This is a genomic window from Pseudarthrobacter sp. BIM B-2242 (assembly GCF_014764445.1).
GTDB lineage: Bacteria > Actinomycetota > Actinomycetes > Actinomycetales > Micrococcaceae > Arthrobacter > Arthrobacter luteus_A.
The window spans coordinates 101,967-122,259 of record NZ_CP061722.1 but is presented as its reverse complement, the minus strand read 5'-3'; the positions used below and the strand labels follow the sequence as shown (position 1 = coordinate 122,259).

The 20,293-nt window shown below is 66.8% G+C and carries 40 protein-coding genes; 2 read left to right on the top strand and 38 right to left on the bottom strand.

Features of this window, described 5'->3' with window-relative positions; translation table 11 throughout:
* Positions 1 to 27 precede the first annotated feature (27 nt).
* The gene (locus IDT60_RS21045; RefSeq protein ID WP_191082462.1) at positions 28 to 381 is read left to right on the top strand and encodes a hypothetical protein; all 354 of its coding nucleotides are present in this window, start codon (positions 28 to 30) and stop codon (positions 379 to 381) included.
* Positions 382 to 395: 14 nt separating this feature from the next.
* Here the strand turns inward: IDT60_RS21045 and IDT60_RS21040 are convergent, their stop codons facing one another.
* The 8 genes from IDT60_RS21040 to IDT60_RS21005 are packed head-to-tail and all read right to left on the bottom strand — an operon-like array spanning position 396 to position 3,877.
* Positions 396 to 1,292, bottom strand: a complete 897-nt coding sequence (locus tag IDT60_RS21040; RefSeq protein WP_191082461.1) for a hypothetical protein — start codon at positions 1,290 to 1,292, stop codon at positions 396 to 398.
* Positions 1,292 to 1,564 (bottom strand): hypothetical protein, encoded by a 273-nt coding sequence (locus tag IDT60_RS21035; RefSeq protein WP_191082460.1) that lies wholly within the window; start codon positions 1,562 to 1,564, stop codon positions 1,292 to 1,294. Before IDT60_RS21035 ends, IDT60_RS21040 begins: the two co-directional genes overlap by 1 nt.
* Positions 1,561 to 1,869, bottom strand: coding sequence for a hypothetical protein (locus IDT60_RS21030; protein ID WP_191082459.1), 309 nt, complete (start codon positions 1,867 to 1,869; stop codon positions 1,561 to 1,563). The genes IDT60_RS21035 and IDT60_RS21030 overlap by 4 nt, the downstream gene beginning before the upstream one ends.
* The gene (locus tag IDT60_RS21025) at positions 1,866 to 2,369 is read right to left on the bottom strand and encodes a hypothetical protein (RefSeq protein WP_191082458.1); all 504 of its coding nucleotides are present in this window, start codon (positions 2,367 to 2,369) and stop codon (positions 1,866 to 1,868) included. The genes IDT60_RS21030 and IDT60_RS21025 overlap by 4 nt, the downstream gene beginning before the upstream one ends.
* The gene (locus tag IDT60_RS21020) at positions 2,366 to 2,551 is read right to left on the bottom strand and encodes a hypothetical protein (protein ID WP_191082457.1); all 186 of its coding nucleotides are present in this window, start codon (positions 2,549 to 2,551) and stop codon (positions 2,366 to 2,368) included. The genes IDT60_RS21025 and IDT60_RS21020 overlap by 4 nt, the downstream gene beginning before the upstream one ends.
* A 9-nt stretch (positions 2,552 to 2,560) precedes the next feature.
* Positions 2,561 to 3,319 (bottom strand): hypothetical protein, encoded by a 759-nt coding sequence (locus tag IDT60_RS21015; protein WP_191082456.1) that lies wholly within the window; start codon positions 3,317 to 3,319, stop codon positions 2,561 to 2,563.
* A complete protein-coding gene (locus tag IDT60_RS21010) occupies positions 3,312 to 3,692 on the bottom strand; it encodes a hypothetical protein (RefSeq protein ID WP_191082455.1) in 381 nt (126 codons plus the stop codon). The genes IDT60_RS21015 and IDT60_RS21010 overlap by 8 nt, the downstream gene beginning before the upstream one ends.
* Positions 3,689 to 3,877 (bottom strand): hypothetical protein, encoded by a 189-nt coding sequence (locus IDT60_RS21005; protein ID WP_191082454.1) that lies wholly within the window; start codon positions 3,875 to 3,877, stop codon positions 3,689 to 3,691. Before IDT60_RS21005 ends, IDT60_RS21010 begins: the two co-directional genes overlap by 4 nt.
* Before the next feature lie 140 nt (positions 3,878 to 4,017).
* Between IDT60_RS21005 and IDT60_RS21000 the strand changes: the two genes are divergently transcribed.
* A complete protein-coding gene (locus tag IDT60_RS21000; RefSeq protein ID WP_191082453.1) occupies positions 4,018 to 4,158 on the top strand; it encodes a hypothetical protein in 141 nt (46 codons plus the stop codon).
* A gap of 13 nt (positions 4,159 to 4,171) precedes the next feature.
* Here the strand turns inward: IDT60_RS21000 and IDT60_RS20995 are convergent, their stop codons facing one another.
* The 30 genes from IDT60_RS20995 to IDT60_RS20850 all read right to left on the bottom strand — a co-directional run bounded on the left by IDT60_RS20995 (position 4,172) and on the right by IDT60_RS20850 (position 20,293).
* The gene (locus tag IDT60_RS20995) at positions 4,172 to 6,514 is read right to left on the bottom strand and encodes a glycoside hydrolase family 65 protein (protein ID WP_191082452.1); all 2,343 of its coding nucleotides are present in this window, start codon (positions 6,512 to 6,514) and stop codon (positions 4,172 to 4,174) included.
* A gap of 59 nt (positions 6,515 to 6,573) precedes the next feature.
* On the bottom strand, positions 6,574 to 7,269 hold the full coding sequence (locus IDT60_RS20990; RefSeq protein ID WP_191082451.1) for a hypothetical protein: 696 nt from the start codon (positions 7,267 to 7,269) through the stop codon (positions 6,574 to 6,576).
* Positions 7,266 to 7,718: a hypothetical protein gene (locus tag IDT60_RS20985; protein WP_191082450.1), complete on the bottom strand. Its 453-nt coding sequence runs from the start codon at positions 7,716 to 7,718 to the stop codon at positions 7,266 to 7,268. The genes IDT60_RS20990 and IDT60_RS20985 overlap by 4 nt, the downstream gene beginning before the upstream one ends.
* Positions 7,715 to 8,044 (bottom strand): hypothetical protein, encoded by a 330-nt coding sequence (locus IDT60_RS20980; RefSeq protein ID WP_191082449.1) that lies wholly within the window; start codon positions 8,042 to 8,044, stop codon positions 7,715 to 7,717. The genes IDT60_RS20985 and IDT60_RS20980 overlap by 4 nt, the downstream gene beginning before the upstream one ends.
* The gene (locus IDT60_RS20975) at positions 8,041 to 8,301 is read right to left on the bottom strand and encodes a hypothetical protein (RefSeq protein WP_223884068.1); all 261 of its coding nucleotides are present in this window, start codon (positions 8,299 to 8,301) and stop codon (positions 8,041 to 8,043) included. The genes IDT60_RS20980 and IDT60_RS20975 overlap by 4 nt, the downstream gene beginning before the upstream one ends.
* Positions 8,302 to 8,333: 32 nt before the next feature.
* Positions 8,334 to 8,657, bottom strand: coding sequence for a hypothetical protein (locus IDT60_RS20970; protein ID WP_191082448.1), 324 nt, complete (start codon positions 8,655 to 8,657; stop codon positions 8,334 to 8,336).
* The gene (locus tag IDT60_RS20965; RefSeq protein WP_191082447.1) at positions 8,657 to 9,268 is read right to left on the bottom strand and encodes a hypothetical protein; all 612 of its coding nucleotides are present in this window, start codon (positions 9,266 to 9,268) and stop codon (positions 8,657 to 8,659) included. The genes IDT60_RS20970 and IDT60_RS20965 overlap by 1 nt, the downstream gene beginning before the upstream one ends.
* Positions 9,265 to 9,573, bottom strand: a complete 309-nt coding sequence (locus IDT60_RS20960; RefSeq protein WP_191082446.1) for a hypothetical protein — start codon at positions 9,571 to 9,573, stop codon at positions 9,265 to 9,267. Before IDT60_RS20960 ends, IDT60_RS20965 begins: the two co-directional genes overlap by 4 nt.
* The gene (locus IDT60_RS20955; RefSeq protein ID WP_191082445.1) at positions 9,570 to 10,433 is read right to left on the bottom strand and encodes a hypothetical protein; all 864 of its coding nucleotides are present in this window, start codon (positions 10,431 to 10,433) and stop codon (positions 9,570 to 9,572) included. The genes IDT60_RS20960 and IDT60_RS20955 overlap by 4 nt, the downstream gene beginning before the upstream one ends.
* A gap of 6 nt (positions 10,434 to 10,439) precedes the next feature.
* A complete protein-coding gene (locus tag IDT60_RS20950) occupies positions 10,440 to 10,763 on the bottom strand; it encodes a hypothetical protein (RefSeq protein WP_191082444.1) in 324 nt (107 codons plus the stop codon).
* Between the two features lie 26 nt (positions 10,764 to 10,789).
* The gene (locus IDT60_RS20945) at positions 10,790 to 11,074 is read right to left on the bottom strand and encodes a DUF4031 domain-containing protein (RefSeq protein ID WP_191082443.1); all 285 of its coding nucleotides are present in this window, start codon (positions 11,072 to 11,074) and stop codon (positions 10,790 to 10,792) included.
* Entirely contained in the window at positions 11,071 to 11,838 is a 768-nt protein-coding gene (locus IDT60_RS20940) for a hypothetical protein (RefSeq protein ID WP_191082442.1), read from the bottom strand. The genes IDT60_RS20945 and IDT60_RS20940 overlap by 4 nt, the downstream gene beginning before the upstream one ends.
* 32 nt (positions 11,839 to 11,870) lie before the next feature.
* Positions 11,871 to 12,347: a hypothetical protein gene (locus tag IDT60_RS20935; protein WP_191082441.1), complete on the bottom strand. Its 477-nt coding sequence runs from the start codon at positions 12,345 to 12,347 to the stop codon at positions 11,871 to 11,873.
* A gap of 50 nt (positions 12,348 to 12,397) precedes the next feature.
* Positions 12,398 to 12,562 (bottom strand): hypothetical protein, encoded by a 165-nt coding sequence (locus IDT60_RS20930; protein ID WP_191082440.1) that lies wholly within the window; start codon positions 12,560 to 12,562, stop codon positions 12,398 to 12,400.
* Entirely contained in the window at positions 12,559 to 13,161 is a 603-nt protein-coding gene (locus IDT60_RS20925) for a hypothetical protein (RefSeq protein WP_223884067.1), read from the bottom strand. Before IDT60_RS20925 ends, IDT60_RS20930 begins: the two co-directional genes overlap by 4 nt.
* 7 nt (positions 13,162 to 13,168) lie before the next feature.
* A complete protein-coding gene (locus IDT60_RS20920) occupies positions 13,169 to 13,495 on the bottom strand; it encodes a hypothetical protein (RefSeq protein WP_191082438.1) in 327 nt (108 codons plus the stop codon).
* Entirely contained in the window at positions 13,492 to 13,869 is a 378-nt protein-coding gene (locus IDT60_RS20915; RefSeq protein WP_191082437.1) for a hypothetical protein, read from the bottom strand. The genes IDT60_RS20920 and IDT60_RS20915 overlap by 4 nt, the downstream gene beginning before the upstream one ends.
* Positions 13,866 to 14,390, bottom strand: coding sequence for a hypothetical protein (locus tag IDT60_RS20910; protein WP_191082436.1), 525 nt, complete (start codon positions 14,388 to 14,390; stop codon positions 13,866 to 13,868). The genes IDT60_RS20915 and IDT60_RS20910 overlap by 4 nt, the downstream gene beginning before the upstream one ends.
* 40 nt (positions 14,391 to 14,430) lie before the next feature.
* On the bottom strand, positions 14,431 to 15,300 hold the full coding sequence (locus IDT60_RS20905) for a hypothetical protein (protein WP_191082435.1): 870 nt from the start codon (positions 15,298 to 15,300) through the stop codon (positions 14,431 to 14,433).
* Positions 15,301 to 15,349: 49 nt separating this feature from the next.
* Positions 15,350 to 15,562, bottom strand: coding sequence for a hypothetical protein (locus tag IDT60_RS20900; protein WP_191082434.1), 213 nt, complete (start codon positions 15,560 to 15,562; stop codon positions 15,350 to 15,352).
* Positions 15,563 to 15,619: 57 nt separating this feature from the next.
* Positions 15,620 to 15,958, bottom strand: coding sequence for a hypothetical protein (locus IDT60_RS20895; RefSeq protein ID WP_191082433.1), 339 nt, complete (start codon positions 15,956 to 15,958; stop codon positions 15,620 to 15,622).
* A gap of 42 nt (positions 15,959 to 16,000) precedes the next feature.
* Entirely contained in the window at positions 16,001 to 16,480 is a 480-nt protein-coding gene (locus IDT60_RS20890) for a hypothetical protein (protein ID WP_191082432.1), read from the bottom strand.
* Positions 16,481 to 16,511: 31 nt separating this feature from the next.
* Positions 16,512 to 17,522 carry an ATP-dependent DNA ligase gene (locus IDT60_RS20885; protein WP_191082431.1) on the bottom strand — a complete coding sequence of 337 codons (1,011 nt, stop codon included), beginning with the start codon at positions 17,520 to 17,522 and terminating at the stop codon, positions 16,512 to 16,514.
* Positions 17,523 to 17,645: 123 nt separating this feature from the next.
* Entirely contained in the window at positions 17,646 to 18,005 is a 360-nt protein-coding gene (locus tag IDT60_RS20880) for a hypothetical protein (RefSeq protein ID WP_191082430.1), read from the bottom strand.
* A 119-nt stretch (positions 18,006 to 18,124) separates the two neighbouring features.
* A complete protein-coding gene (locus tag IDT60_RS20875; RefSeq protein WP_191082429.1) occupies positions 18,125 to 18,352 on the bottom strand; it encodes a DUF2188 domain-containing protein in 228 nt (75 codons plus the stop codon).
* 77 nt (positions 18,353 to 18,429) lie between these two features.
* The gene (locus IDT60_RS20870) at positions 18,430 to 18,816 is read right to left on the bottom strand and encodes a hypothetical protein (protein WP_191082428.1); all 387 of its coding nucleotides are present in this window, start codon (positions 18,814 to 18,816) and stop codon (positions 18,430 to 18,432) included.
* Positions 18,813 to 19,223 carry a hypothetical protein gene (locus IDT60_RS20865; RefSeq protein ID WP_191082427.1) on the bottom strand — a complete coding sequence of 137 codons (411 nt, stop codon included), beginning with the start codon at positions 19,221 to 19,223 and terminating at the stop codon, positions 18,813 to 18,815. Before IDT60_RS20865 ends, IDT60_RS20870 begins: the two co-directional genes overlap by 4 nt.
* Positions 19,220 to 19,630, bottom strand: coding sequence for a hypothetical protein (locus tag IDT60_RS20860; RefSeq protein ID WP_191082426.1), 411 nt, complete (start codon positions 19,628 to 19,630; stop codon positions 19,220 to 19,222). Before IDT60_RS20860 ends, IDT60_RS20865 begins: the two co-directional genes overlap by 4 nt.
* 13 nt (positions 19,631 to 19,643) lie before the next feature.
* Positions 19,644 to 19,907 carry a hypothetical protein gene (locus tag IDT60_RS20855; protein ID WP_191082425.1) on the bottom strand — a complete coding sequence of 88 codons (264 nt, stop codon included), beginning with the start codon at positions 19,905 to 19,907 and terminating at the stop codon, positions 19,644 to 19,646.
* Positions 19,904 to 20,293, bottom strand: coding sequence for a hypothetical protein (locus IDT60_RS20850; protein ID WP_191082424.1), 390 nt, complete (start codon positions 20,291 to 20,293; stop codon positions 19,904 to 19,906). Before IDT60_RS20850 ends, IDT60_RS20855 begins: the two co-directional genes overlap by 4 nt.

Genomic DNA, 20,293 nt, shown 5'->3' with positions numbered 1-20,293 from the left:
ACTTGGGGGACTCATGCCGGGACTCCGATGAGGGAGTTCTACCCGAAGACGTTCGCGATGGTCTCGGAGTCCCTGCCTGAGGACCAGGCGGAGAAGCTCGTCAACACGATGCGGATGACGTACGGAATGTGGCCGAATGCCACCCTCAAGTTCGACCCGGAGAAGCTGCCTGTCGAGAACGGCAAAGTGACCATCGACCTGTCCTACGTTCCTGCCACCTCACCGAAAACGTCAGGCGAGTTCGACGGCATCGATCGCGACATGCCGGGCGACGGTTGCCTCGAGCTGACCAAGGAATCCGGCTCGTACAAGATCTCCCTGGTGTCCAAGCAGGTGGGTGCCCTGGGTGGCTGCCTCTGGAGCTGCTCGCCCCAGGGATAGCGCCGGTTGTCTGCCTAGCGGCGCCAGGCCCACACCCGTTCGGTCTCCTTCAGCGGCATGCCGGCCGGCCCCTTGGTGTAGGACGGGACCCAGGTGATGCGCCGCTGGGCGTGGCTCCTGCCGTACGCCTGGTTCCGCCAGTGGCCGCGGACGATCCACCGGTGCGTGTAGACCCGGCCCGATTCGGACCGCTCTCCGGTTTCGACGTGGTGCGGGGCGCGCAGGTCCACGACGGTGACGCTGGGTGACTGGCCCTTCTTGGCAGCCTTCCGGGCCGCCGGGGTCTTGGGCACGGTCGTGCTCCGGGCCGCCACGGAGGGGTTGGCCATCAGTAGGGATGCCGCCGCCAGGAACTGCATCATCCGGTGGCTGTTCGTATCAACGCCCTCGTCCTCGACGGCGAAGAACCTGGAGGCTTCGCCGCGGAAGTAGCGGACCGGTTCGAAGGCCGCCTCGTACAGCCGGTTCGGGACCTGGGAGCCCCGGCAGTAGGACTCAATGAAGACCATGCCTTCGAGGATGGTCCACGAGAGCACATCGACGGCAAGGTCCATCTCCTCCTGCCGGCCGTCGGTGGTCACGATCCAGGTCTTCAGCGCCGGCAGCGGCTTCTCCAGCACCATGACGCCGTGCGGTGCCGGCAGGTCGGTTTCGGGGGTGAAACCGGGGACGTCGCTTGCGGCATCCAGGGCCAGGGCGACCATGTCGGCGGAGACCCAGAACATGTCCCCTGCGGCGAGGTTGCGCCCGACTTTCCGGTCGTAGGAGATCTGGGTGCGGACATCTTCGGGCAGGTCCGCGAGCCTGCCGCCGCTCAGTCCGGCCGCCACGGAGGCGGGGAGATCGACCTTCTCGTGCAGCAGCACCGAGCGCACCTCGGGGACGCTGGAGATCCGCCAGGGAATGTCCATCAGCCGCCTTTCTGTTCGGTACCTGCCGGGTGGAACTTTGCCATGTAGTCGCGGTACTGCTCGTTGGCCTCGTCGATGCCGCCGTAGTTGTAGCTCGGGACCATCGAGGACACTACCTGGGCGAGCTGACCGAGGCGTTCCTCCGTCCTGCGCGCGTTCCGGGCCAGGGCGGCGACATCCATCGGGTTGGTGGGAATGATGACAGCCAGTGCGGACATCTCGCTGCTGATCCGCATGAGCAGCTCGTTGCGGGTCAGTCGCTTCGTGCTCATGCCCGGCCCCTGGCAGCGGCCCGCCGCTGCTCCGGGGTGCAGCAGTCACAGTCGTCGGCCAGGAGCCCGCAGCCAGAGCCTAGCTGTGGGCATTCGTCGTAAGGGTCGAGGCTCCGGCAGTGCGGGCACGGGTTTTCGGTCTCGTCGCAGCCCTTGAGCGCCGCGCAGATGCAGTCGGCGGGGTCTTTGCTCGGCGGCATCGACTTGATGATCGCCAGCCTTGTCTCCTGCGGGGTCGGCAGCAGGAGGGCTTCGCGGAACTCGTTGAGGTGGCGGAGGTCTTCCGCCGTCGGCCGGCCTCTCATCGGGTGCCGGCGATCGCCTGATAGGTCATGCACGGCCAGGCGGACGCTGTCATGGACAGCTCGGTGCCATCCTGATGATCATCATGATCATCGCCGTAGCCGTTGATCCCCTCGTTGGAGGTGTTCTCCACACGGGAGCATTCGGCGCAGACCTCGATGAACGGGGCGTCCTCCGGCCGGGCGATGACCAGGGACTCGAACCCGCGCATGGAGTGGCCCTGGTTGACCTGGTGGGCACGCTCCGCCGTCGGGTAGGTGATCTTGTCGAGACGGCTGGCTGCCTGGTAGCGGCGGACGGGCCGGTGCAGGGCCATGACCGCGGCGACCGCAGAGGAGCCTGCCGCATCGATCGCCTTCACCGCCACGACAGCTTCATGGAAGTCACAGGCGCTTGGCTTTTCGGTGGGTGTCTTGATCCGGCTGCGGCCCGAGTCGACACCGGCGATGGCCTTGGCGGCGGCCACGACGCGGGGGTCACGGACGAAGGTCTTGGTGGTCATTGCGGCGTCCTTCTCTGGTAGTCGTTCGAGCGCATCCACGCGAAAGGGTCGTTCCTGTCGTCCTTCTCGGGCGTTCCCGCCGGGTATCCGGTAGGCGCCTGGGGCTCGTCGTAGTCCCGGGCGTTGAACCAGCCCACGGAGTCGTTGTCCACGTCGTCGTCGCCGTCGCTGTGCCAGCTCATGGGCGCTCCTTAGAACTTCGGCTGTTCGGGGTTGGTGATCAGGGCCCAGAGCTGGAAGGCGTCCTGGACGGTGGCAGTGTCGACCAGCAGGTCCCGGCCGACCGTCCGTGCGGTGGTCAGGGTGGAGGCGCGGGCTGCATAGTCCTCGGGGACCAGGAGCATGGCGGCGAAGAAGTGCTCCTCAGGGTGGGTCTGTCGGGCGTCGCCCAGGCACAGGTCACGGGGACCGCGGTAGTACCCGTCCTCGTAGATCTCCGATTGCAGCTGCTGGGCGGCGATGGTCAGGGCCATCAGTTCCCGGCGGTGCACTCTGTCTTCGCCCTCCCGCAGGAACAGGCTGATGTCGCCTGGACCGTGGATCCGGGCTGTGCGGCCGGGGAAGCGCTCGTCATCGCGGGAGGAAATCCCGCCGGGATGGATGACGGTGCCGCCGAGGGAGCGGAACAGGGCCTGGAGGTGGACCGGGCCCTCTTCCTCGTGCAGGTCGTAAGCCTTGATGAACGCACTGGCAGCCACGGCGGTCAGGTAGCGCTTGGACCGCTTGACCAGGACGGCGATGAGGTTCCGGTCCACGGTTTCGCTGAATGGACTGGTCGGGTACGGACGGACTACCTCCCAGACGTCGTGGACGAAGCCGCCGAACATGGGGAACCAGGCTGCGCCGCTGCTTGAGAACCGAAGGGTTCCGTTGGCGGCCAGTTCGCCGCTGATGCTGTCGCCGTCGAGCTCGAAAGGAATGCCGGACCGGACCTCGATGAACTCAGACAATGCTGATCCTTGCGGCGCGTTCGGCGTAGGACCGGCCAGCCGGCGTGGCGTCCAGAATGTCGGTGAGCAGCGAGTGGGTGAAATCGGTGTCCATCGCATCCTTGGTGACGCCCTCGTCGGCGAGGTCCAGTTCACGGTCGAACCGCAGGTAGGCGATCAGGTCGTTGACCGCCACGACAGACTGGTGCCGGTAGAAGTCGCCTCGGGTCAGAAAGAGGGTGCCCTTTTCGGCGCAGACCCGGTCGCGGCAGGTGTGGCCGGGCAGGCCCTCACGCTTGACCGGCTGGTGGCTGCCGATGGAGCCGGCAATCTGCCGGACAGCCAGCATCTTCTGTTCGTCCAGCTCGCTTGGTTCGTGGGTTGACTCGGTCATGATTGCCTTCCGTTATGCGTGTAGGAGCCGACGAACAGCATCAGCAGGCCGGCCAGCAGTGTGATGGCGCTGGTCGAGAGAATCTGGTCCTTGATCTCCTCGGGAGACCATATGGAGCCGATGAAGGCCGCCACGGTCAGGGCAAGCAGGACCAGGCCGATCCTGGTGACGGTCTTGGGTTTCACGTGCTCTCTTTCGGTTGCTCTGCCGGGCGGCAGAAGGTCGGTACATCCGGGTTCGAGGTCCATGTGTGCGGAAGGGCAGCGGGTCCTCCCCGGCTGCCCGCCGGATGACAGCGGAAGGCCGTGCCGCACACATGGCGGCCATGACCCAGAAAGCACTCCTCACCGCGTTCGTGGCCGCTCTGCTCGTCGGAGGCCTGAGTGTCCCCGGGATCTCCCCGGCCGACCTCATCACGTCGGCGCTGACGACCGTCACCCAGGCGCTGGCCGGAACCGGGCACTAACCGTCCGCCGCTGTTAGGCGGCCATGGCGACGGTGGCCGGCACCGCCAGGTGTGCGGGCAGGCCCGTGCTGAACGGGTTGGGCGTGCCGAGGTCCGCGATGGGCTCCAGTCCGACCCGCAGCGTCTGCGAGCTGACCAGATGCTGCTGGCCGCGGACCGACACCGCCAGCGGTGCCCCGGACTCGACGGTGAAGGAGATGGCTCCCTGCTCCAGCTGCACGGCGAGCAGGCGGTCCTGGATGTTCAGCCGGAAGGACAGGCCCTCCCAGTCGGCCGGCAGCCGCGGGTCGAAGTGGGGGAGTGCGCCCTGGTCGCGGTAGCCGGCGAACCCGCTGACCAGTGAGCTCCACACGCCGCCGGTCGAGGCGATGTGCACCCCGTCGACCGTGTTGCCGTGCGTGTTGTCGAGGTCGATGTACAGGGCGTGGGTGAAGTGCTCCAGCGCGGCCTGGCCGTAGCCGACCTCTGCCGCCATGATGCCCTGGACGCAGGCGGACAGGGTGGAGTCGCCGGTGGTGATGGGGTCGTAGAAGTCGAAGGCCCGGCGCTTGTCCTCGGCGGTGAAGTCCTGCCACTGCAGGAACATGGCCAGGACGGTGTCAGCCTGCTTCAGGACCTGGTGCCGGTAGATGACCAGGGGATGGAAGTTCAGCAGCAGCGGGTACTTGGCCCGCGGCGTGGTCCAGTCCCAGGGCTCCAGGGTCATGAAGTCGTTGTCCTGCGCGTGGACCTTGAGGTCCTCGTCATAGGGCACGTGCATCCGGACGGCGGCCTGGGTCCAGACCTCGCGTTCCTCCTCGGAGATCCGGGGATCGTCCAGTGCCGCGGCGGCCAGCAGGTTAAAGCGTGCCATGACGTTTGTGTAGAGGTTGTCGTTCACGACGGCGGTGTATTCGTCCGGGCCGGTGACGCCGTGGATGTGGAACTGTCCGTCCTTGCCGAAGAATCCCAGGGACGCCCACATCCGGGCGGTTTCGATGAGCAGCTCCGCGCCGGCGGAGGGCTGGAAGGAGGCGTCCCCGCTGGCCCACATGTACCGGTTGGTGGCGAAGGCAATGGCGGAGGCGATGTGGAACTGGGCGGTGCCGGCGGCGTAGTAGGCGCTGGCTTCGAGCCCGTTGATGGTGCGCCACGGGAAGAGGGCCCCGTCGACGTTCAGTTCTGCGGCGCGGGCCCGTGCCACGGGGAGCATGGCATGGCGTGATTCGAGAACCTGCCGGGCCGCGTCCGGGTTGGTGTAGGTCAGGTAGGGGAGGAGGTAGACCTCCTGGTCCCAGAAGTAGTGGCCTTCATAGCCGGAGCCGCTGACGCCCTTGGCCGGGATGCCGGCGACTCCTGCGCGGGCGGTCGCCTGGGCGAGCTGGAAGAGGTTCCAGCGGATGGCCTGCTGGAGCGCGGGGCGGCGGGCGACGGTGATGTCCGCGGTGGCCCAGTAGTTCCGGAAGTGGGTGGCGGCCTCACCGAAGATCGCATCGACGTTCTTCATGCCTGCTGCAGCCGTTTCGGCCAGGTCGACGGCGTCGCGGCCGCCGACGGCGTAGCTGACGGTCTTCTCCATCCGGAAGGTGGTCCCCGGGGTGAGGGCGAGGACGTAGCGGACACTGCTCTCGTCCTGGTCCACGACGGTCTCGAATGGGGTAATTGCGGTGGGGAACCAGTGGTCGACAGCCAGGCCCACCTGCTGGCCGGATTCCGCGGCCTGCCACGCCATCCGGAAAGAGCCCTGGTCGCCGTCGAGCTGCACCGGCAGCAGCACCCGGCCGGCGTGGCGTCCAGAGCGGCGCGGGTCGTGGTCGGAATGGTCCTCGACGGCCTTGTCCTGGCGGTTGATGATCGAGGAGGTGATGTCGGCGTACACCTCGCGGTCGGCGCTGATCTCCAGGGTAATGGCCAGGCAGCCGCGGGATTCGAAGCCGACGGCGCGGCGTTCAATGGTGGTGACCGTGGCGCCGGACCGGCAGAGCCAGGTGATGCGGCAGTGGTAGAGGCCGGTGCTGAAGTCCAGGGCCCGGGTGTATTGCAGCACCGTGGAACCGGCCAGGCTGAGCGCTTCCCCGTCGATGTTGATGGTGAAGTTTGTGGTGTCCGGGACGTAGAGGATCCGCTGGCCGGTGCGGGCGAAGCCGTAGGCGTTCTCGGCGTGCTTGATGCCCCAGGTCTCGTGGAACCCGTTGATGAAGGTGCCCGGCAGTTCGGCGTCGGCCTCGGCCCAGTGCGCGCCCCTGACCCCGAGGTGGCCGTTGCCGACCGCGAAGAGGGTCTCCAGTGCGCCGGCGTCACCGGGTTCGTGGCGTGTTTCGAGCAGCTTCCACGGTGCTTCGGGGAACCGGGTGCGATCGTCGGTGATCAGGGCCATGATGTGTCCTTCGGGGCGGGTTGTTGAGGGGTTCGAGGCTGGTTGTTCAGGAGATGGGGCTAGTTGCCGATGCCGACGTGTTCGGTCAGCTCGGAGGGCTTGGGGATGGCGAATTCGTGCTTGCCAGCGGGGGCCAGAATGGTCAGCTCGTGCAGGTGTTTGGCTGCCCGGGCGTTGAGGTTGAGGTGCCAGCCGGCGACCATGAGCTGGTTCCTGTCCTGGCCTGCGCCGCCTTTGATGACGGTGCCTTCGACGGTGAAGATTCCATAGCGGGGGTGGCTGAAGGTGGCGCTCACCCGGTCGCCCTTCTTGATCTCTTCGATGGTGGCGGTCAGGGCCTTGGTGTCCCGGCGGATCTTCGGTGCGGTCGTCGGGTCGGCGACGGCGAGGGCTGCCTCGGAGAGGGCTTGTTCCATGGGTTCTTCTCCTGCTGGTTCGGGGGTGGCCTGTCCGCCTTCGGGCTTCAGGTCCTGCTCGGGGTCATCCGCCGGTTCCGGCGTGGGCTCGGGCTCGGGGTCCGGCACTTGGGTTGGTTCGACGTCGGGCAGCTGGTCTGCCTGATGGCGGGCGTAGACGATGACGTCCTCGCCGCTGTCCGGTCCGGCCGGGACGTCCAGGACCTCGGCGCAGGCGACACCGCTGCAGCGGATACGGGTCTGGGCCTTGTTCCAGCCGTAGCCGGGGTGCTCGGCCAGGGACCTGGCGGCGTCCTGGCGGTACATGATGTTGCGCGAGATGGCGCCGAGGCTGATCATCGGTCCTCCAAGGTGATCGTGTCGTAGGGGCCGGCGACGGGGTGGGAGTGCCTGCCGACGATGGCCGGGTCCCAGGCCAGGGGCCAGGGCAGGGTCAGGACGGCGGGGTCGTTGCCGTCGGAGTCGTGCAGGTTGTGGAACTGCCGTGCGGTCCAGTCGACATCGAGCGCGGACCCGTCGCGGGTCAACCGGACCCAGGCGTGGTCGAAGGCGAGAGGGTGCTTGGGGTCGTCGGCGTGGACCACGACGGCATCCCAGCCGTGCTTCCGGGCGAAGGCTGCGAACTCCGCGCTGACCTGCTCGCATGCCCAGCCATCCGTGTAGTCGTCCTCGGTCTCGCTGATGTCCGGGTACCGGTGCCAGATGTCCAGGCGGGGATCGGAGTCAATAAAGGTGTTCAGCAGGGCCGCGATGGCGGTGTCGTGCGGGCCCTCGGGGCGGATGGTCATTTGACGGCCCACAGGGTCTTGGCGACGGTCTTCGCATCGTTCCTGGTTGTGGTGACACCGTGGTGCCATTCCGGGTCGTCCTTGATCAGTGCCCAGCGCGGCCGGACACCGGCCTTGACGGGTGCCGCGGAATCCCACAGGGCCTCGGCCGCGAGGTCGATGTTCTCCCGCGAGAAGGCGACGGCGTCGGCGGCCTTGATCGCCTCGGCCATCGCGCGCTCCTCCGCGGTCCCGGGGTCGTCGGCGAAAGGGGTGTCCGCCTCGGCCAGGCGCTCCCGGTGTGCCGTCAGGGCGGCCTCCACCCGTGGGTTGGCGGGGGTGCTCATGCGGGGATACCAGCGATGTCGCGGACGGCAGCTTCGCCGCCCTGGTCGTTGGCGACGAGGACTACGCCCAGGAACGGCCACCCCTGGGCGATGATGGCCTTGTTGACGAAGTCGGCCTTCGCCCACAGCTCGAACAGCTTGGTGGTGAAACCGCCGGGGACGGTGCCGCCGGGCTTGTTCAGGTAGCCCAGGAGGTCCCGTGCGTACGCGCGGACGGTCTCGTTGTACGGGCTGGGCTGGGTCGGATCGGGTTCCATGCGCCCTATGTGTGGGGCACGGGGCTAAACCGTCACCGCGAGGGCTGGAACCTCTTCGCCCGTGCAGTCGGCCTGGACTTGGGGCCGGCCGCAACCCAGGCCTGGGTGGACGTGTCGAATTCGATCCGTACCCGGCCGGGGAGTTCACGGAGCAGGTTCCAATACTCGAAGGCGTCCGCGCCGGCGCCGTCGGACTCCCGATACAGCAGGGTCACCTTGCCCTCCGGGTTGGATTTACTGCCCGGATCCAGGAAGTACGGGAACCCGACATAGACGTCACCTGCGGTGAGACCGTCAGCGGTTACCGGGTGTTTGACGATCTCGTACCGGCGCGCCAGTTGCGGTGCCTTGCCCATTAGTCTTCTTTCCCGGCCGCCAGCAGGCGCATGACCTCAGCGGCAACCACCTCGGGGTCCTCGCTGGTGAACGGGATGCAGGGTCCGTGCGGGACGTCCTCGACCTCGAAGGGCCCGCCGTGGTTGATGTAGACGGTGACGCGGTGGTGGAACTGCTGCCAGATGAAGGTGGCACTGCCGTCATGGTTGAAGAAGTCGACCCCGTGGGGCAGACCCAGGTCCTTGACGGCCTTCCGCAGGGCGGCGGACCGGTTCTCCACCTCGGGGTTCTTCAAGCCGACGCGGAGGCTGTTTTCCACGATGATCTGGTCCAGGGTGGCCCGAAGGTGTGCCGGGACATTGTCGGTGGCCATGTCGGCGGCGAGCTGCTGGAGCTGGTTGCGGACGGTCAGGAAGGACTCGGCCAGGCGGGCGTTGATGAAGGCTTCCACCTCGCGGGCGCGGTGGGTTTCCAGGGACAGGTGAGCCCCCAGCGGCATCCCGCACTGGCAGGTGGACTGCGTGTAGGTGGTCCGGTCGGCGTCGTCGAACTCAATGTCCTGCCCGTAGGCGGAGTGGATCTCGATCAGGTCCGCCACCGACGGGGTGGGTCGCTCTTCGGTGCTGGTCATGACTGGTCCTCCGGTGCGGTCTGGGGTTTGAGGTAGGGCAGGGCGGCGCGCAGGACGAACTTGGTCCGCTTGCGCATCAGGATCTCCGATGAGGTGAAGTCGCCCAGCTGAGACCGGAGCTGGTTGGTGCCGGCCTCGATCGCCAGGTCCGTGACCGCGGGCAAGCCGTCAATGGGACTGATCTGCCAGTAGCCGAGGCTCAGAAGCCCGTCGGCCGCAGCCTGCAGGTCCTCCTGGGTGTGGCCGGGGAGCAGGGCAGCGAGGTGCCCTGCCAGGAGGTCACGGGCGGAAAATTCCACTGTCATCGTGATCGGGATCCTTCAAGAATGGTCTTGGCGATGCCGATGATCTTCTGCTCGGCCTTCGCGGCCTTCACCTCACCGGCGAGGGTTTCGACGGCGAGAACCGCAGCCTCGGCTTCCTGGAGTGCTGCCCTCTCGGCAGCCACAGCTGCCTCGTACTCGGCGCGGACCTTCTGGACTGCCGGGTCCTGGGACTTGGATTTGGCAACACTGCGCGCCTCCTCGCTGGGTATGGGAAGGTCGATGTAGCGGCCGATGGCAGCCACCGCCTCTGTCACCAGGCGGCAGTGCTCTTCGTTTTCCGGGTCGAGACGGCGTACCGCAGGGTCCAGCTTCCCGCCGAGGTGGTCGACCTGCACGCGGCGGCTGCCCGGCAGGTTCCTGGTGTGGACAAGCCGGTTCCCTGCCTGCTCCCAGGCAGCGGCGACGGATGCCCGCCACTTCCTCCACGCGACGAAGTGGATCGTGTACAGGACGGCGAGGACAGGGGCCATGGCTGCGAGAACCATGAAGTCGATGGCGCGGGCGGCATTGAGTGTGTTGGTCAGGTGCTCAGTGATCCATGCCTGGACTTCCGGGCGAGGCGGCTCCAGGTTGAACAGAAGATCCAGGCCCAGCAGTCCGGCCCACATAAGGCCCTGTGCACAGAAGACCCACAGGAAGACCTGCCCGACCACCTTGAAGGCCTTGCCGCACGGGGTCTGGAAACTCTCCGTGAGCGGCTTGAGCTCCTCGGTGGTGAGGCCGCGGTTGAAGACGCTCACCCGGCCCACGGGCAGGATGGTCTGCAGACCGTTCGGCACCTCATGGACGAACGGCCAGATACGGGCGAACCGGGGCCTGGAGGCGGCTTTGTCAGTCATGGGTTCCTAGGATTTCGCGACGGCACGTTCGTGGATCTGCTCGACGGCCCAGACGGGGATGCCCTTCTCGGACCGGCAAGGGGAAAGGATGGTGATGGCGCCGGGCTTCCGTCCCACGCCGTGGTTGTCGGCGAACCGGAGTGCCTGCAACAGGTCACCGAAGTACTCGGTTTTGTCCTGTCCCACGACCATGAACACCTCGCCCTTTTTGAGCTCGATGGTGCACACCGGCAGGGGAAGATAGACGCTGCTCAGGTTGGCGAACGTGACGATGGACTTCTCGCCATGGAATTCTGCGGTGTACCCGACGCGGGCTTCAAAAGTGGTCATGGGCCCCATGTGTACGGAGGGCGGCGTTACGCTGCCCGGGCCGCTTCCCGCTTCGCGGTCCACAGCGTGACCGCCTCCTGCATGGTGATGGGCTTGGCCCCGAGCCTGATGGCCAGCTCTCGCTTGGAGTCGGTGACGTCGAAGTGTTCCTTCCAGACGTGGCCGGGGTTCTGGATCCAGGAGGCCCTGAGCCCGAGCCTGGCCGCGAACTCGAGGAGCTCGTCGGTGGTGTCGGCGCTCAGGTGGGACCAGTTGGCCGTGATCCTGCCGACCGTGGCGCGCATCCGCATGCTGTCGACGTAGACGGTCATCGTTCGTTCGCCAGGCGGATCAGTTCGGCGTCGGTGCGTTCCTGCCGGCGGGCGGCCAGCAGTTCCCTGGCCCCGGCGATCTTGCCGTCCAGGAACCGCCGGGCGTCTGCCTGCTTCTCAACGGCACGCTTGTAGTCCTTGGCAGCCTTTCGGACGGCCGGGTCCTTGATGTGGGGAGCCTCGGCGGCGCGCTTGTCCAGCAGCGGGATGCGGGAGGCCGCGATGTAGCTGACCAGGGCAGCGCGGGCGCCGTCCAGCTCGTCGCCGCGGGGGTCGAGGCGGTTCAGTCCGCGGCCGATGCTGTCCAGCGTGATCGCATCGTTCCAGACCTCCTCGTTGACGTCTTTCGGGATGTCGCCGAACAGGTAGACACCGCCACTGTGCTTCAACCACGCAGCACTGAGGGAGTCCCGCCAGGCCTTCGGGCGGGGCCGCTTCGGGGACATGACGTAGGAGATCCAGAGCAGGCTGGCCAGCGTCACGCCGATCCCCGGGAACACGAAAGGCATGATCAGGTCGGGGAACACTTCCGACGTCAGATTGACGGCCCAGCCGAACGCGTGCATGCCACAGACAAGCAAGGGGAAGAGGCCCATCATGGCGGTCAGCATCGGGAACATCGGCGGCTGGATGTCTGGGTACGGTGTCGTCAGCTTCTCCAGCTCAGGCCCCGACAACCGGGCATTGAAGCATTCCACAGCCTTGTCAGGATTTGAGGGGTCGGTGAAGACAATGGCGGTAACGGGCGCGATGGGTGTGCTCACGGTGGTCTCCGTAGGTTGGTCAGGGGTGGTCATCAGTGGCCTACCACCGTCCAGGTGCTGTCATCGGTGTCCGTGTCACGCGGGAGGGAGACTACCTCGAACTTGCCGAGCGGGTGGCGGTGATTGAAGAGCTGGACGCCGATGCGGGCGCTCTCCAGGGTGCCGCGGGTGACCTCGACATGGCTGCCGCCGGCGGCCCTGACTCCGTAGATGAGGTTCGGATCGCCGCGCTCCACGAACTGCTCGTTGTACTCCTGGAAGGTCAGCAGCTGGTGGGTGCGGGTCACCTGGCCGTCCTGGTCCAGTTCCTCAGTCAGATACATCCCCAGGAGCGGCACCCGTTCCTGCTCCATCCCGTCACGGTCTATGTAGCGGACGATGCAGCCATCCTTGTACGGGTGGATGTCGTAGGTCCGGCCCAGATAGTGCAGGTCGTCGTCATTCTCGATGACGGTGACGCGGAACTGGGTGGGCTCGCGGCGGACGTGGGTGTGGCTCAGGGTGCTCATGGCACCTATGTGTGGGGCGGTGGCGGGAAAGCTCACCGACGCACGGCTGCTCAGCGGTTGCAGGAGTCCCTGCGGAACAGAGGAAAGCCGCCGCGGCGGACGTCCGTCAGGAGGCGCTGCGTGCGGATAAGGGCCTGAAGGATGCCCCAGTTACGGCCGGAGCCCGGCGCGCCTGTGTGCAGCATGGCGGGAACGCCGCTCCGGTTGGTGGTCATGAGGCCTCTTTCAGGGTCTGGCCGCTGGCCGCTAAGGCTCTTGGCTGGTGGATGGCGCAGGGGGATGGGGTATTGCAGAACCCGCAGTGCCTGGCGTAGCGCCGGCCGAACGTCACCGGGGCGTCCCTGCGGAGCGGTTCGCGGTGCGCGGTCCGGGACGAGGCGGCCATCAGGGACATGATGAACGAAAGCGGAGGCTGCTCGGGTGAGAGCCGGGGTGCAGACTTCCGGGCACGCAGCTTTCCGTCCGACCCCGGGGCCAGCAGACCCCAGCCCTCGGGCAGCTCGCCGGGTTTCACAATGGCGGCGTCGGGGACGACCAGCCACCAGTGGTGCATGTACCGCTTGATGGCATCGGCCTTGGACGGGTCGCGCAGTTCACTGAGGAAGTCAGCCCGGGACACCTTGACCTCGTGGCCGTGGAGGGCCAGCTTCAGGCCTTCGGCGCCGCCGCCGTACTTGTCCCCTGCGATGAAGTCAGCGATGCGGTCCCCATCGGCATAGCCGAGGGAACTCTTGACGTGCTCGGCGCGGACCCAGCGGTCAGAGATGGTTCCCCGGCGGATCGCTGTGTAGCGGTCCAGAAGCAAATCCAGCATGTCCCGTTCAGTGGCCACCGGATACCTTTGATCGTTCCGCCGCGGCCCGGGCACGCAGCCAGGGTCCGACGTCGGCTTGGTCGATATGGAAGTCGTCCATGTCCTTAGGGGTCGGGTCCTCCGCCGCTTCGGCTGCCTTCTCCAGCACTTCTGCGGCCGTCGCCACGCCGGCCGCGTCGAGGACTGCTGCCATCTCCTGGGCGACGTGCCGTTCGAAGTCACCGCGCCGGCTGACCGTCGTCCCGATGTGGCCGCACGTGCAGCGGAGGTTGAAAGACGGTTCGGCTTCGTGGCGCTGGAGTTCGACCAGGATCAGCTCAGCCAGCGCGGTCATGATTCGCCTCCGAGGGCAGAGGCAATGGCGGACAGGACGAGGTGCGCCGGGACGTGGGGCCCGTCAGCTGCCGTCACGGCGGTGTCGTCAGTGTTCTCCGCAAGCTGGATCACCGCATCCAAGGCAGCGAGGAGCTTCTCGACGTCGACCGGGGCGTTGGCGAGGAAGTCGGCATTGTTGTCCTCGTCCCGGTCCGCACCCGGGAAGGAGGCGATGAACTCACCCTCGGAGATGGCCCGCCAGTTGAACCGGCCCTGGTGGATGACGATGGAGCTGGGCTCCTCCTGGCCGGGATAGCCGAAGTCGTGCTTCTTCCACGGGTACTCGGAGATGACCGCATGGCGGCCGCGGATCTCCTCCAGTGCCTTGATCACGCTGCAGCTTCTTCAGCCGCTTCGAGGGCTGCGTGGTACTCGGAGAGCTTGACCTGCTCCCAGGCCTCCGGGTCCAGCGAATTGTTCGGTTCATCGCGCAGGACCATGGACAGGGTCAGGAAGTAATCGTCGCCGACCTGTTCCACCCGCGGGTAGACGCTGTAGCCCTCGGCGAAGAGCATGTTCGGGCAGCCCGGATAGGTGTTCCCGGCCAACCGCAGCGTGGCCAGGGTCTTGGCGTGCTCCTTGCCTTCCGGGGTGCGCCTGGCCGGGACTGCTTTCAACCCGCCTTCGCGGCGCCAGCCGGCCGGGAGTTCCATGAATGAGTTCGGGGAGTTGAAGCCGCGGACAGCCCAGCCGCCGTCGAAGAAGGCGGTGCCGAACAGCTCGTGGCCGCCGATGCTCTCCTTGAAGGCGTCAGCCTTGGTGTGGAAGTCGGCGACGGCGACCTCACGGGCAGCGAGGTAGTCGGCGATCAGGGCGGGTTGTTTGGCCTTGAAGGCCACGGCAGCAGAAGTCATGCCAGCCATGTGTACGGAGGCATCTGGATCGCTCACCCGGCTACTGCGGACCGGGGCCGTTGAGGACGTCCGTGATGTGGGTGGTGGAGACGTTCTGCCGGGGTGCTGCGGAGGGGTTTCCGGTGACCGACAGGACCATCTCCCGGTGTTCGTCGTAGCCGACGCGCACGTCGAAGCCGCCATGCTCCAGGAGAGCCTTGCCGGCGGCGTTCAGGGAGTCCGCCTCGTCATCGGGCCGGTAGCTCTTGATGTGGACTTCGGGGATGCTGGTGCCGATGACCGGCATGTTGCGGACCTTGCCGGCGCCGGCCGCCGACAGGACCCGCTCGACCTCACCGTGCAGGCCGATGGACACCTGGACGACAGCGAGAGGCGGGACCATGGCCACCTCCCACAGGGTGCGCTCACCGAGGGCGGTGAGTGCCGCCGTGCGGTGGCCGGAGGCAGATGCGGCGCCGAGCGCGATGTAGCCGTGGGCCAGCAGCCAGTCCAGCTCGGAGGCGGGCAGGCTGTGGGATGTGGAATTCCATGAGGCGCCGGAGCGGGTGATGTAGCCCTGGCGGACGTCGTAGAGGGCGTTCGAGCGGGCCTCAGCCAGCTCGGCGGCGGCTCCAGGTCCCGGGGCAGGGTCGGGTGCTGCTGCGGGCGGGGTGTCCGGGATGATTCCGTGCACGACGATCAGCATGCTCTGGCCGGTAGCGGTGAGGGCCGAGGTGGTCCAAGTGCCGTCACCTGCGGGTCCGGTGATGAAACCTTCCTCCAGGAGCCAGTCGAGATGGGTGCCGGAGATGACGCCCTCGGTGGGCTGCCAGGCGGTGCGCCCTTCCGTAAGGGAGGACCGGACCCGGCCAAGATGCACGGCGAGCAGCATGAAGGCGCGCGGATCGGACTTGCTGAAGATGGTGGTCATGACAGTCCATGTGTGCGGACAGCCGGGCGCCGCTTCCCGGAGTCAGTGATTAGTACTGGTGCAGGTAGCTGCGCTTGAGCGTCATCAGCTGGCTGTACCGCGCGGAACTGGCTGCCAGTTCACCGACTGCGCTCACGTCCTCGGGCCCGTTTTTGACGACCCGCTCCAGCCAGCCGTCGAACGTCTTCTGCGTGGCCTCGATGAGCAGGTCAATCTGGAAATCGTGGATGACCGCGGGCTGGGGGCTGGTGGAGTCGCTCATGGACGGAATGTGTGCGGAGCGGGGCGAGGCGCTCATCGGTGGCGACAGCGACGAGGCTCAGGAGGCCTTGCCGGCGTGGTCGACGATCCACTTCCGGGCAGTCGATGCGATGGATGCGAGGCCATCGGCAGTTGCCTCGACAGGAGGAGGATAGCTTCCTGGGTAGGTGTTGCCTTGGATCTCAACAGCGTTGATATGGCCCCTGTGGTGGAGGATCGCGAGCTTCATGCCGTCGCCGGCGTCGATGAGGAGCGCCGGGCAAAGGGCGGCCAGCATCCAGCCGGGGACATCCGAATGGTCACCAGTGTTCCCGGCTGTGGTCTCCAGACCAGTCGCGTGTGCCTCTCGTTCCAGGTCTTTGATCAGTGCTATGGCCTCGGTAGCGCTGTCGGGCATGACGACTCCTCTCTAGGTCGGGATTGAGCTGTGATGATCTGGCTATGCGTCCCGGTCCGGGAAGCGGAGGCGGCTGGAGAGGTCAATCCCTGACCACCGCGTGCGGGGTTCGATGAGGACGGTTTCTCCATTGGCGTCAACGGCAGTGATGTCGTCATGGCCGGAGGGGCTCATGATGACGATGGCTCCGCGGCCGCCTTGGGCGTTCTTGCCTGCGGCGGCGGTGTACGCAGCCGCGTAGTCCAGGAAGTTTCCGGCGGGTTTGGTGCCCATGCGTCCCTCGGATTTGTCGATCTCCTCCCGGACCTGGAAGAACTCGCCGTCGTTCCGGTCGAACTCGACACTCACCGGGTCAGGGGAGCGCAGCCCTGCGAGACCAGTGCCGAATGGGGTAGACCGTGGGGCGGCGTCGCCCGGGCGGACCGTGGCGTAGTGGTCGTTGATCGGCCGGAACACCGTCTTGCCGTCTTCCGTGCTGAACATATATTCGGGGGCCTGGACGTGGCCGCGGAAAGTCTTCATGCCCGTCATGTGTACGGAGCACCGGCTTCGGCTACCCGCGGAGGTGCCCCGGGACCTCCACCTCGCCAGGGTTCAGCTCGGGCCTGGCGCGCAGGTACCGCAGCGCGTGCCGGAATGACCTGCCGGACCAGGCGACGTCGGCGGAGACTTCCACGACGATTGGTTCGACCAGGGTCAGCCGGACCGGGGACTTGTCCTTGGTGAACCGGTCCAGGGTGCCGGGGGTGATCTCCTCCGGCCACGGGTGGTTTTCACGCGGGATGTGCAGGTGCGCTGCCAGGGCCCTGGACGCAGTCGCGGTCAGCTGGCTGGAGCGCCCGACAATCCAGAGCCGGCCCTCGATGGGCAGCCCGGCGACAATGGCGGTGGGGCGGTCCCGACGGCCGATCACCGCGGCGCAGACCACGTGCAGATCCAGGCGATGCTTCACCTTCAGCCACTGCCGGACGCCGCCCTCATACAACTGGCCTGAACCTTTCACCATGAGGCCCTCCACCCCGATCGAGGGCATCTCCTCGAACCAGGTCGCGGCCTCTTCGGGGTTGTCCGTGGCGGGGGAGAGGTTCAGCGGCGGTTCCCAGGACCGGGAGAGTTCTTCGAGCAGGGCGCGGCGGTCCCGCAGCGCCAGCGCCCGGGTGTCCTGGCCGGCGACCGCGAGGACGTCGAAGGCGGCGAAGGAGGCAGGGCGTTCCCGGACGAACGCCGGCAGCGCGGTTTTGGAGGTGGTCATGCGCTGCTGCAGGGAGGTGAAGTCCAGGCGTCCGTTCGACCAGATCACCGTTTCACCATCCACGATGCAGCCTGCCGGGATGTGCTCCTCGGCGGCGGCGATCAGGTCGGGAAAGTAGCGGGAGAGGTCCTTACCCTGCCTGGAGAACAGCACCGCACCGGTCTCGGTGACAGTCAGTGACGCCCGGAAGCCATCCCACTTGGGCTCATAGAGGCAGCCGCCCGGAAGGGCGGTGGGGGCGGGAATGCGGTTGACGGCTTTCGCTGCGGCCAGGGGCAGGGGCGGTCGCAGTTCCTGTGGAAGGTCAGGCACGCGAGGAAACCTCCAGGTCGGTGCCAGGCCGCCGGTACCGGATTCAGTTCAGAGTGGTGCCGTACCCCGACCGCCGGCGGGTGCGGAGCCTCGGGCGGCCGGAGATCGGGTTCGGGGCCCGCGTCAGTCGACGGTGTAGTTCATGCAGTAGTTTTTGAACTTCTCGATCTGCGCTTCATTTTCGGCGTCCGTGGACTCCTGTTTGCCGTCAATGTCATCGAGGATGAACTGGGCTGTGGTCTTCACCTCTCCCGGGCCGCTGCTGGCCAGGGTCCTAAGCGTCTTTTCCACCTCGGCGTAGGTGCTGGCGTTGACCGGGATGTCACCGTTGAGCATTTTGCCCACGACGCCGCAACCGGCAATGGCCTTGTTTCGGTCTTCAGCGGATTCGGAGCTGGGCGGAGCCGATGCCGACCCGGATGAGGAGCAACCGGTGAGGGCGATGAGGAGGGCAGCGGAGGCTGCGGCAAGGCGAGTATTCAAGAATCTGATCTTTCAGGTGAGTGATGATTCTCGAATCCTATGGCCCCGCCGGCCCGGCTGGCGGTAACTCCTGCACCACTGGTGTCGGGAGCGGCCGGGCCCCAGCCGGGCGGACCCCTTTAGCCCGGGACGTTCCGCGGGTCGTTGCCGTAGCTGTTCTTCTCGGCGATCTGCCCGTCCTGGTTCTTGATGACGTGCTCGACCTTGTCGGACTGGGCGGCTTCCCGGCCGGCGGCGATCGCCTCGTCCTTGGTGCCGTACCCGGCGCCGAAAGCCCTGTCGGTGCCTTCACGCCGGTTCTTCCACGAACCGTCTTCCCAGTAAGTCTCGATGTCGCCTTGTGCCACGGTCTGCCCTTTCGGTCGGTATCGCTTACGTTCGCCACGATACACACCCGGGCAGGCCTGGCCAGGGAACAGGGCGGTCAGTCGCCCTGGTAGTCCTCGTCCCGCTGGCGTGCCAGGCGGCCCTGTTCCTCCTGGGCTTTGGCGAGGCGGCTCTGTTCGGCGGCCCGCCGGCGGATCTCCCGTTCCTTCTCCTCGGAGATGCCCATGGCGCGCAGCCTGGCTCCGCGGTCGGGAAGGCTGGCGGTCGACTCGACCATGGCGGCGAGGGATGCGGCCTTGTGCGCCAGGAGGTCCTGGCGGCGGGGTCCGACAGTCCAGACCAGGTCCTCCGGGTCTTCGCTCATTCTGGCCGGACCCATCAGGAGCAGCCGCTGCTGGTCCAGCCATTCCTCAAAGTCGGCCATCAGCTCAGCAGGGATGACGACGGTGGCCGGTCCGGTCCAAGTGCGTGGTTCGGTGGTCATTGTTGCTTGCCTTTCAGTTCCTCTGCCATTGCTTCAAGATTCATGCCGAAATCCGCGGTAGCCGCCACGGCACGGAGCCGGCTGGGCCAGGTGCGGGCCAGATCGGCGACCAGCAGGACCTCCGGCCCCTGGTATAGCCAGTCACGGGAGAGAACGTAATCCGGTGTGCCCGGCAAATGGCCTTCAATGACCCGGCGGACCTCCGGCCCCTGGGCAGCGATGAGGGAATCAATGCGCCCCACCAGTGCGTCGGCGTCCATGTCCGGGTAGGCGGACAGAATCACCTCAAACGCACCGAAAAGGACGATGACACCGTCCTCTCTGCCCATCAGGGAACAGTAGCGGGCCAGGACCTGGCGGTAGGTGTCCGGCAGGACGTGGCGCTCCAGCACCAGGGCGTCGGTCATGGCTCCCTCTCGGCTCTTTTCTTGGTCCTGCGGCTGCGGCGCCGGTCTTCCCGGGCGACCCGGCGGGTCATCGGGGCGAGGACGTTCACGGCCGGTCCAATCTCCGGCTTCGCTTCCTCCAGCCTTTTGATCGCTTCGAGGTGCGCGGCGATGAAGTTGTCGGCCTCTTCCTGGGGCCGGGGCGGGAGGTTGGCCCTGCCGGCCTGGCGGTCCTCGATACGCTTGATCAGATACCGCCGGGTAGCGATGGAGTCCTTGGCGGAGCGCTTGCGCTGGGCGAGGTCGGAGGCGCCGTCGTCTTCAAGATCGTAGAGCCGGGCACGGCGGGAGGCCTGCTTGACCCGGTCAGCGAGGTTCTCCCCGGACGCGCGCAGGTTGTCGTAGTACGGGCTTCCCGTTGAGGTCATCAGGCTTCCCTTCTCACTGGGCGACGGGGATGGGAGCGGGCTCCCACAGGACGGTGAGCTCAAACGGCATCTGGTTGATCAGCAGGAACTGGAAGACGCGGTGGGAATCGATCTGCCCGGGGGTGTCCGGGGTGCACCATTCGGTCGCGTACCCGTTCAGGGACCCGCGCTGCCACACCAGCACGATGGGCGGCTCGTTCGAGACGGAGTGGATGCAGGCCACGACGCTCATTCGTGGCAGGGCGTCGAGCTCTTCGACGGTGGTGATGGTTCTCATGCGGCCGCCTTCAGCCGGTGAGTCCGGCGTTCGACGTCGGCCAGGTGCTGGTTGATGATGGCGGCCATCCGGCGGTACTGCCCGTTCTCCCACAGCAGCTCAATGCTGGGACGGAACCGGCCGGCCAGGCGCCGGAACCAGCGGGGGCTGGCCTCCCACCGCGCCGCAGCAGTGTTCCCGCATTGGGCGGCGTAGGCGATGGTCCGCTGGTGGACCGCACGGGCCTGCTCGGGATGGCCGGCCTGCAGGCACGCAGTTTCCAGGCGGCGCAGGATCAGGGCTGATTCCTCCGGCTGCCCGGCGTACGTGTCGGCCAGGATTTCGAGCCGGAGCATCTGGTGTGCGGCGACGACCAGGCTGCTGGTCGAGTGCGCGACGGTTCTCAT

What these genes read in the sequence shown, in the direction of transcription:
- IDT60_RS21030 (WP_191082459.1), bottom strand. Translation starts at nt 1,869, where the DNA reads ATGAGAGGCCGGCCGACGGCGGAAGACCTCCGCCACCTCAACGAGTTC.
- IDT60_RS20970 (WP_191082448.1), bottom strand. Translation starts at nt 8,657, where the DNA reads ATGGGCAAGGCACCGCAACTGGCGCGCCGGTACGAGATCGTCAAACAC.
- IDT60_RS21020 (WP_191082457.1), bottom strand. Translation starts at nt 2,551, where the DNA reads ATGAGCTGGCACAGCGACGGCGACGACGACGTGGACAACGACTCCGTG.
- IDT60_RS21045 (WP_191082462.1), top strand. Translation starts at nt 28, where the DNA reads ATGAGGGAGTTCTACCCGAAGACGTTCGCGATGGTCTCGGAGTCCCTG.
- IDT60_RS20865 (WP_191082427.1), bottom strand. Translation starts at nt 19,223, where the DNA reads ATGACCGACGCCCTGGTGCTGGAGCGCCACGTCCTGCCGGACACCTAC.
- IDT60_RS20855 (WP_191082425.1), bottom strand. Translation starts at nt 19,907, where the DNA reads ATGAGAACCATCACCACCGTCGAAGAGCTCGACGCCCTGCCACGAATG.
- IDT60_RS20860 (WP_191082426.1), bottom strand. Translation starts at nt 19,630, where the DNA reads ATGACCTCAACGGGAAGCCCGTACTACGACAACCTGCGCGCGTCCGGG.
- IDT60_RS20945 (WP_191082443.1), bottom strand. Translation starts at nt 11,074, where the DNA reads ATGACCGTCTACGTCGACAGCATGCGGATGCGCGCCACGGTCGGCAGG.
- IDT60_RS20935 (WP_191082441.1), bottom strand. Translation starts at nt 12,347, where the DNA reads ATGAGCACCCTGAGCCACACCCACGTCCGCCGCGAGCCCACCCAGTTC.
- IDT60_RS20995 (WP_191082452.1), bottom strand. Translation starts at nt 6,514, where the DNA reads ATGGCCCTGATCACCGACGATCGCACCCGGTTCCCCGAAGCACCGTGG.
- IDT60_RS20920 (WP_191082438.1), bottom strand. Translation starts at nt 13,495, where the DNA reads ATGACCGCGCTGGCTGAGCTGATCCTGGTCGAACTCCAGCGCCACGAA.
- IDT60_RS20870 (WP_191082428.1), bottom strand. Translation starts at nt 18,816, where the DNA reads ATGACCACCGAACCACGCACTTGGACCGGACCGGCCACCGTCGTCATC.
- IDT60_RS20990 (WP_191082451.1), bottom strand. Translation starts at nt 7,269, where the DNA reads ATGATCAGCCTCGGCGCCATCTCGCGCAACATCATGTACCGCCAGGAC.
- IDT60_RS20980 (WP_191082449.1), bottom strand. Translation starts at nt 8,044, where the DNA reads ATGAGCACCCCCGCCAACCCACGGGTGGAGGCCGCCCTGACGGCACAC.
- IDT60_RS20965 (WP_191082447.1), bottom strand. Translation starts at nt 9,268, where the DNA reads ATGACCAGCACCGAAGAGCGACCCACCCCGTCGGTGGCGGACCTGATC.
- IDT60_RS20975 (WP_223884068.1), bottom strand. Translation starts at nt 8,301, where the DNA reads ATGGAACCCGATCCGACCCAGCCCAGCCCGTACAACGAGACCGTCCGC.
- IDT60_RS20900 (WP_191082434.1), bottom strand. Translation starts at nt 15,562, where the DNA reads ATGAGCGACTCCACCAGCCCCCAGCCCGCGGTCATCCACGATTTCCAG.
- IDT60_RS20950 (WP_191082444.1), bottom strand. Translation starts at nt 10,763, where the DNA reads ATGACCACTTTTGAAGCCCGCGTCGGGTACACCGCAGAATTCCATGGC.
- IDT60_RS20890 (WP_191082432.1), bottom strand. Translation starts at nt 16,480, where the DNA reads ATGAAGACTTTCCGCGGCCACGTCCAGGCCCCCGAATATATGTTCAGC.
- IDT60_RS20930 (WP_191082440.1), bottom strand. Translation starts at nt 12,562, where the DNA reads ATGACCACCAACCGGAGCGGCGTTCCCGCCATGCTGCACACAGGCGCG.
- IDT60_RS20925 (WP_223884067.1), bottom strand. Translation starts at nt 13,161, where the DNA reads ATGCTGGATTTGCTTCTGGACCGCTACACAGCGATCCGCCGGGGAACC.
- IDT60_RS20895 (WP_191082433.1), bottom strand. Translation starts at nt 15,958, where the DNA reads ATGCCCGACAGCGCTACCGAGGCCATAGCACTGATCAAAGACCTGGAA.
- IDT60_RS21040 (WP_191082461.1), bottom strand. Translation starts at nt 1,292, where the DNA reads ATGGACATTCCCTGGCGGATCTCCAGCGTCCCCGAGGTGCGCTCGGTG.
- IDT60_RS20960 (WP_191082446.1), bottom strand. Translation starts at nt 9,573, where the DNA reads ATGACAGTGGAATTTTCCGCCCGTGACCTCCTGGCAGGGCACCTCGCT.
- IDT60_RS21010 (WP_191082455.1), bottom strand. Translation starts at nt 3,692, where the DNA reads ATGACCGAGTCAACCCACGAACCAAGCGAGCTGGACGAACAGAAGATG.
- IDT60_RS21035 (WP_191082460.1), bottom strand. Translation starts at nt 1,564, where the DNA reads ATGAGCACGAAGCGACTGACCCGCAACGAGCTGCTCATGCGGATCAGC.
- IDT60_RS20985 (WP_191082450.1), bottom strand. Translation starts at nt 7,718, where the DNA reads ATGACCATCCGCCCCGAGGGCCCGCACGACACCGCCATCGCGGCCCTG.
- IDT60_RS20905 (WP_191082435.1), bottom strand. Translation starts at nt 15,300, where the DNA reads ATGACCACCATCTTCAGCAAGTCCGATCCGCGCGCCTTCATGCTGCTC.
- IDT60_RS20910 (WP_191082436.1), bottom strand. Translation starts at nt 14,390, where the DNA reads ATGACTTCTGCTGCCGTGGCCTTCAAGGCCAAACAACCCGCCCTGATC.
- IDT60_RS21025 (WP_191082458.1), bottom strand. Translation starts at nt 2,369, where the DNA reads ATGACCACCAAGACCTTCGTCCGTGACCCCCGCGTCGTGGCCGCCGCC.
- IDT60_RS20850 (WP_191082424.1), bottom strand. Translation starts at nt 20,293, where the DNA reads ATGAGAACCGTCGCGCACTCGACCAGCAGCCTGGTCGTCGCCGCACAC.
- IDT60_RS21000 (WP_191082453.1), top strand. Translation starts at nt 4,018, where the DNA reads ATGACCCAGAAAGCACTCCTCACCGCGTTCGTGGCCGCTCTGCTCGTC.
- IDT60_RS20955 (WP_191082445.1), bottom strand. Translation starts at nt 10,433, where the DNA reads ATGACTGACAAAGCCGCCTCCAGGCCCCGGTTCGCCCGTATCTGGCCG.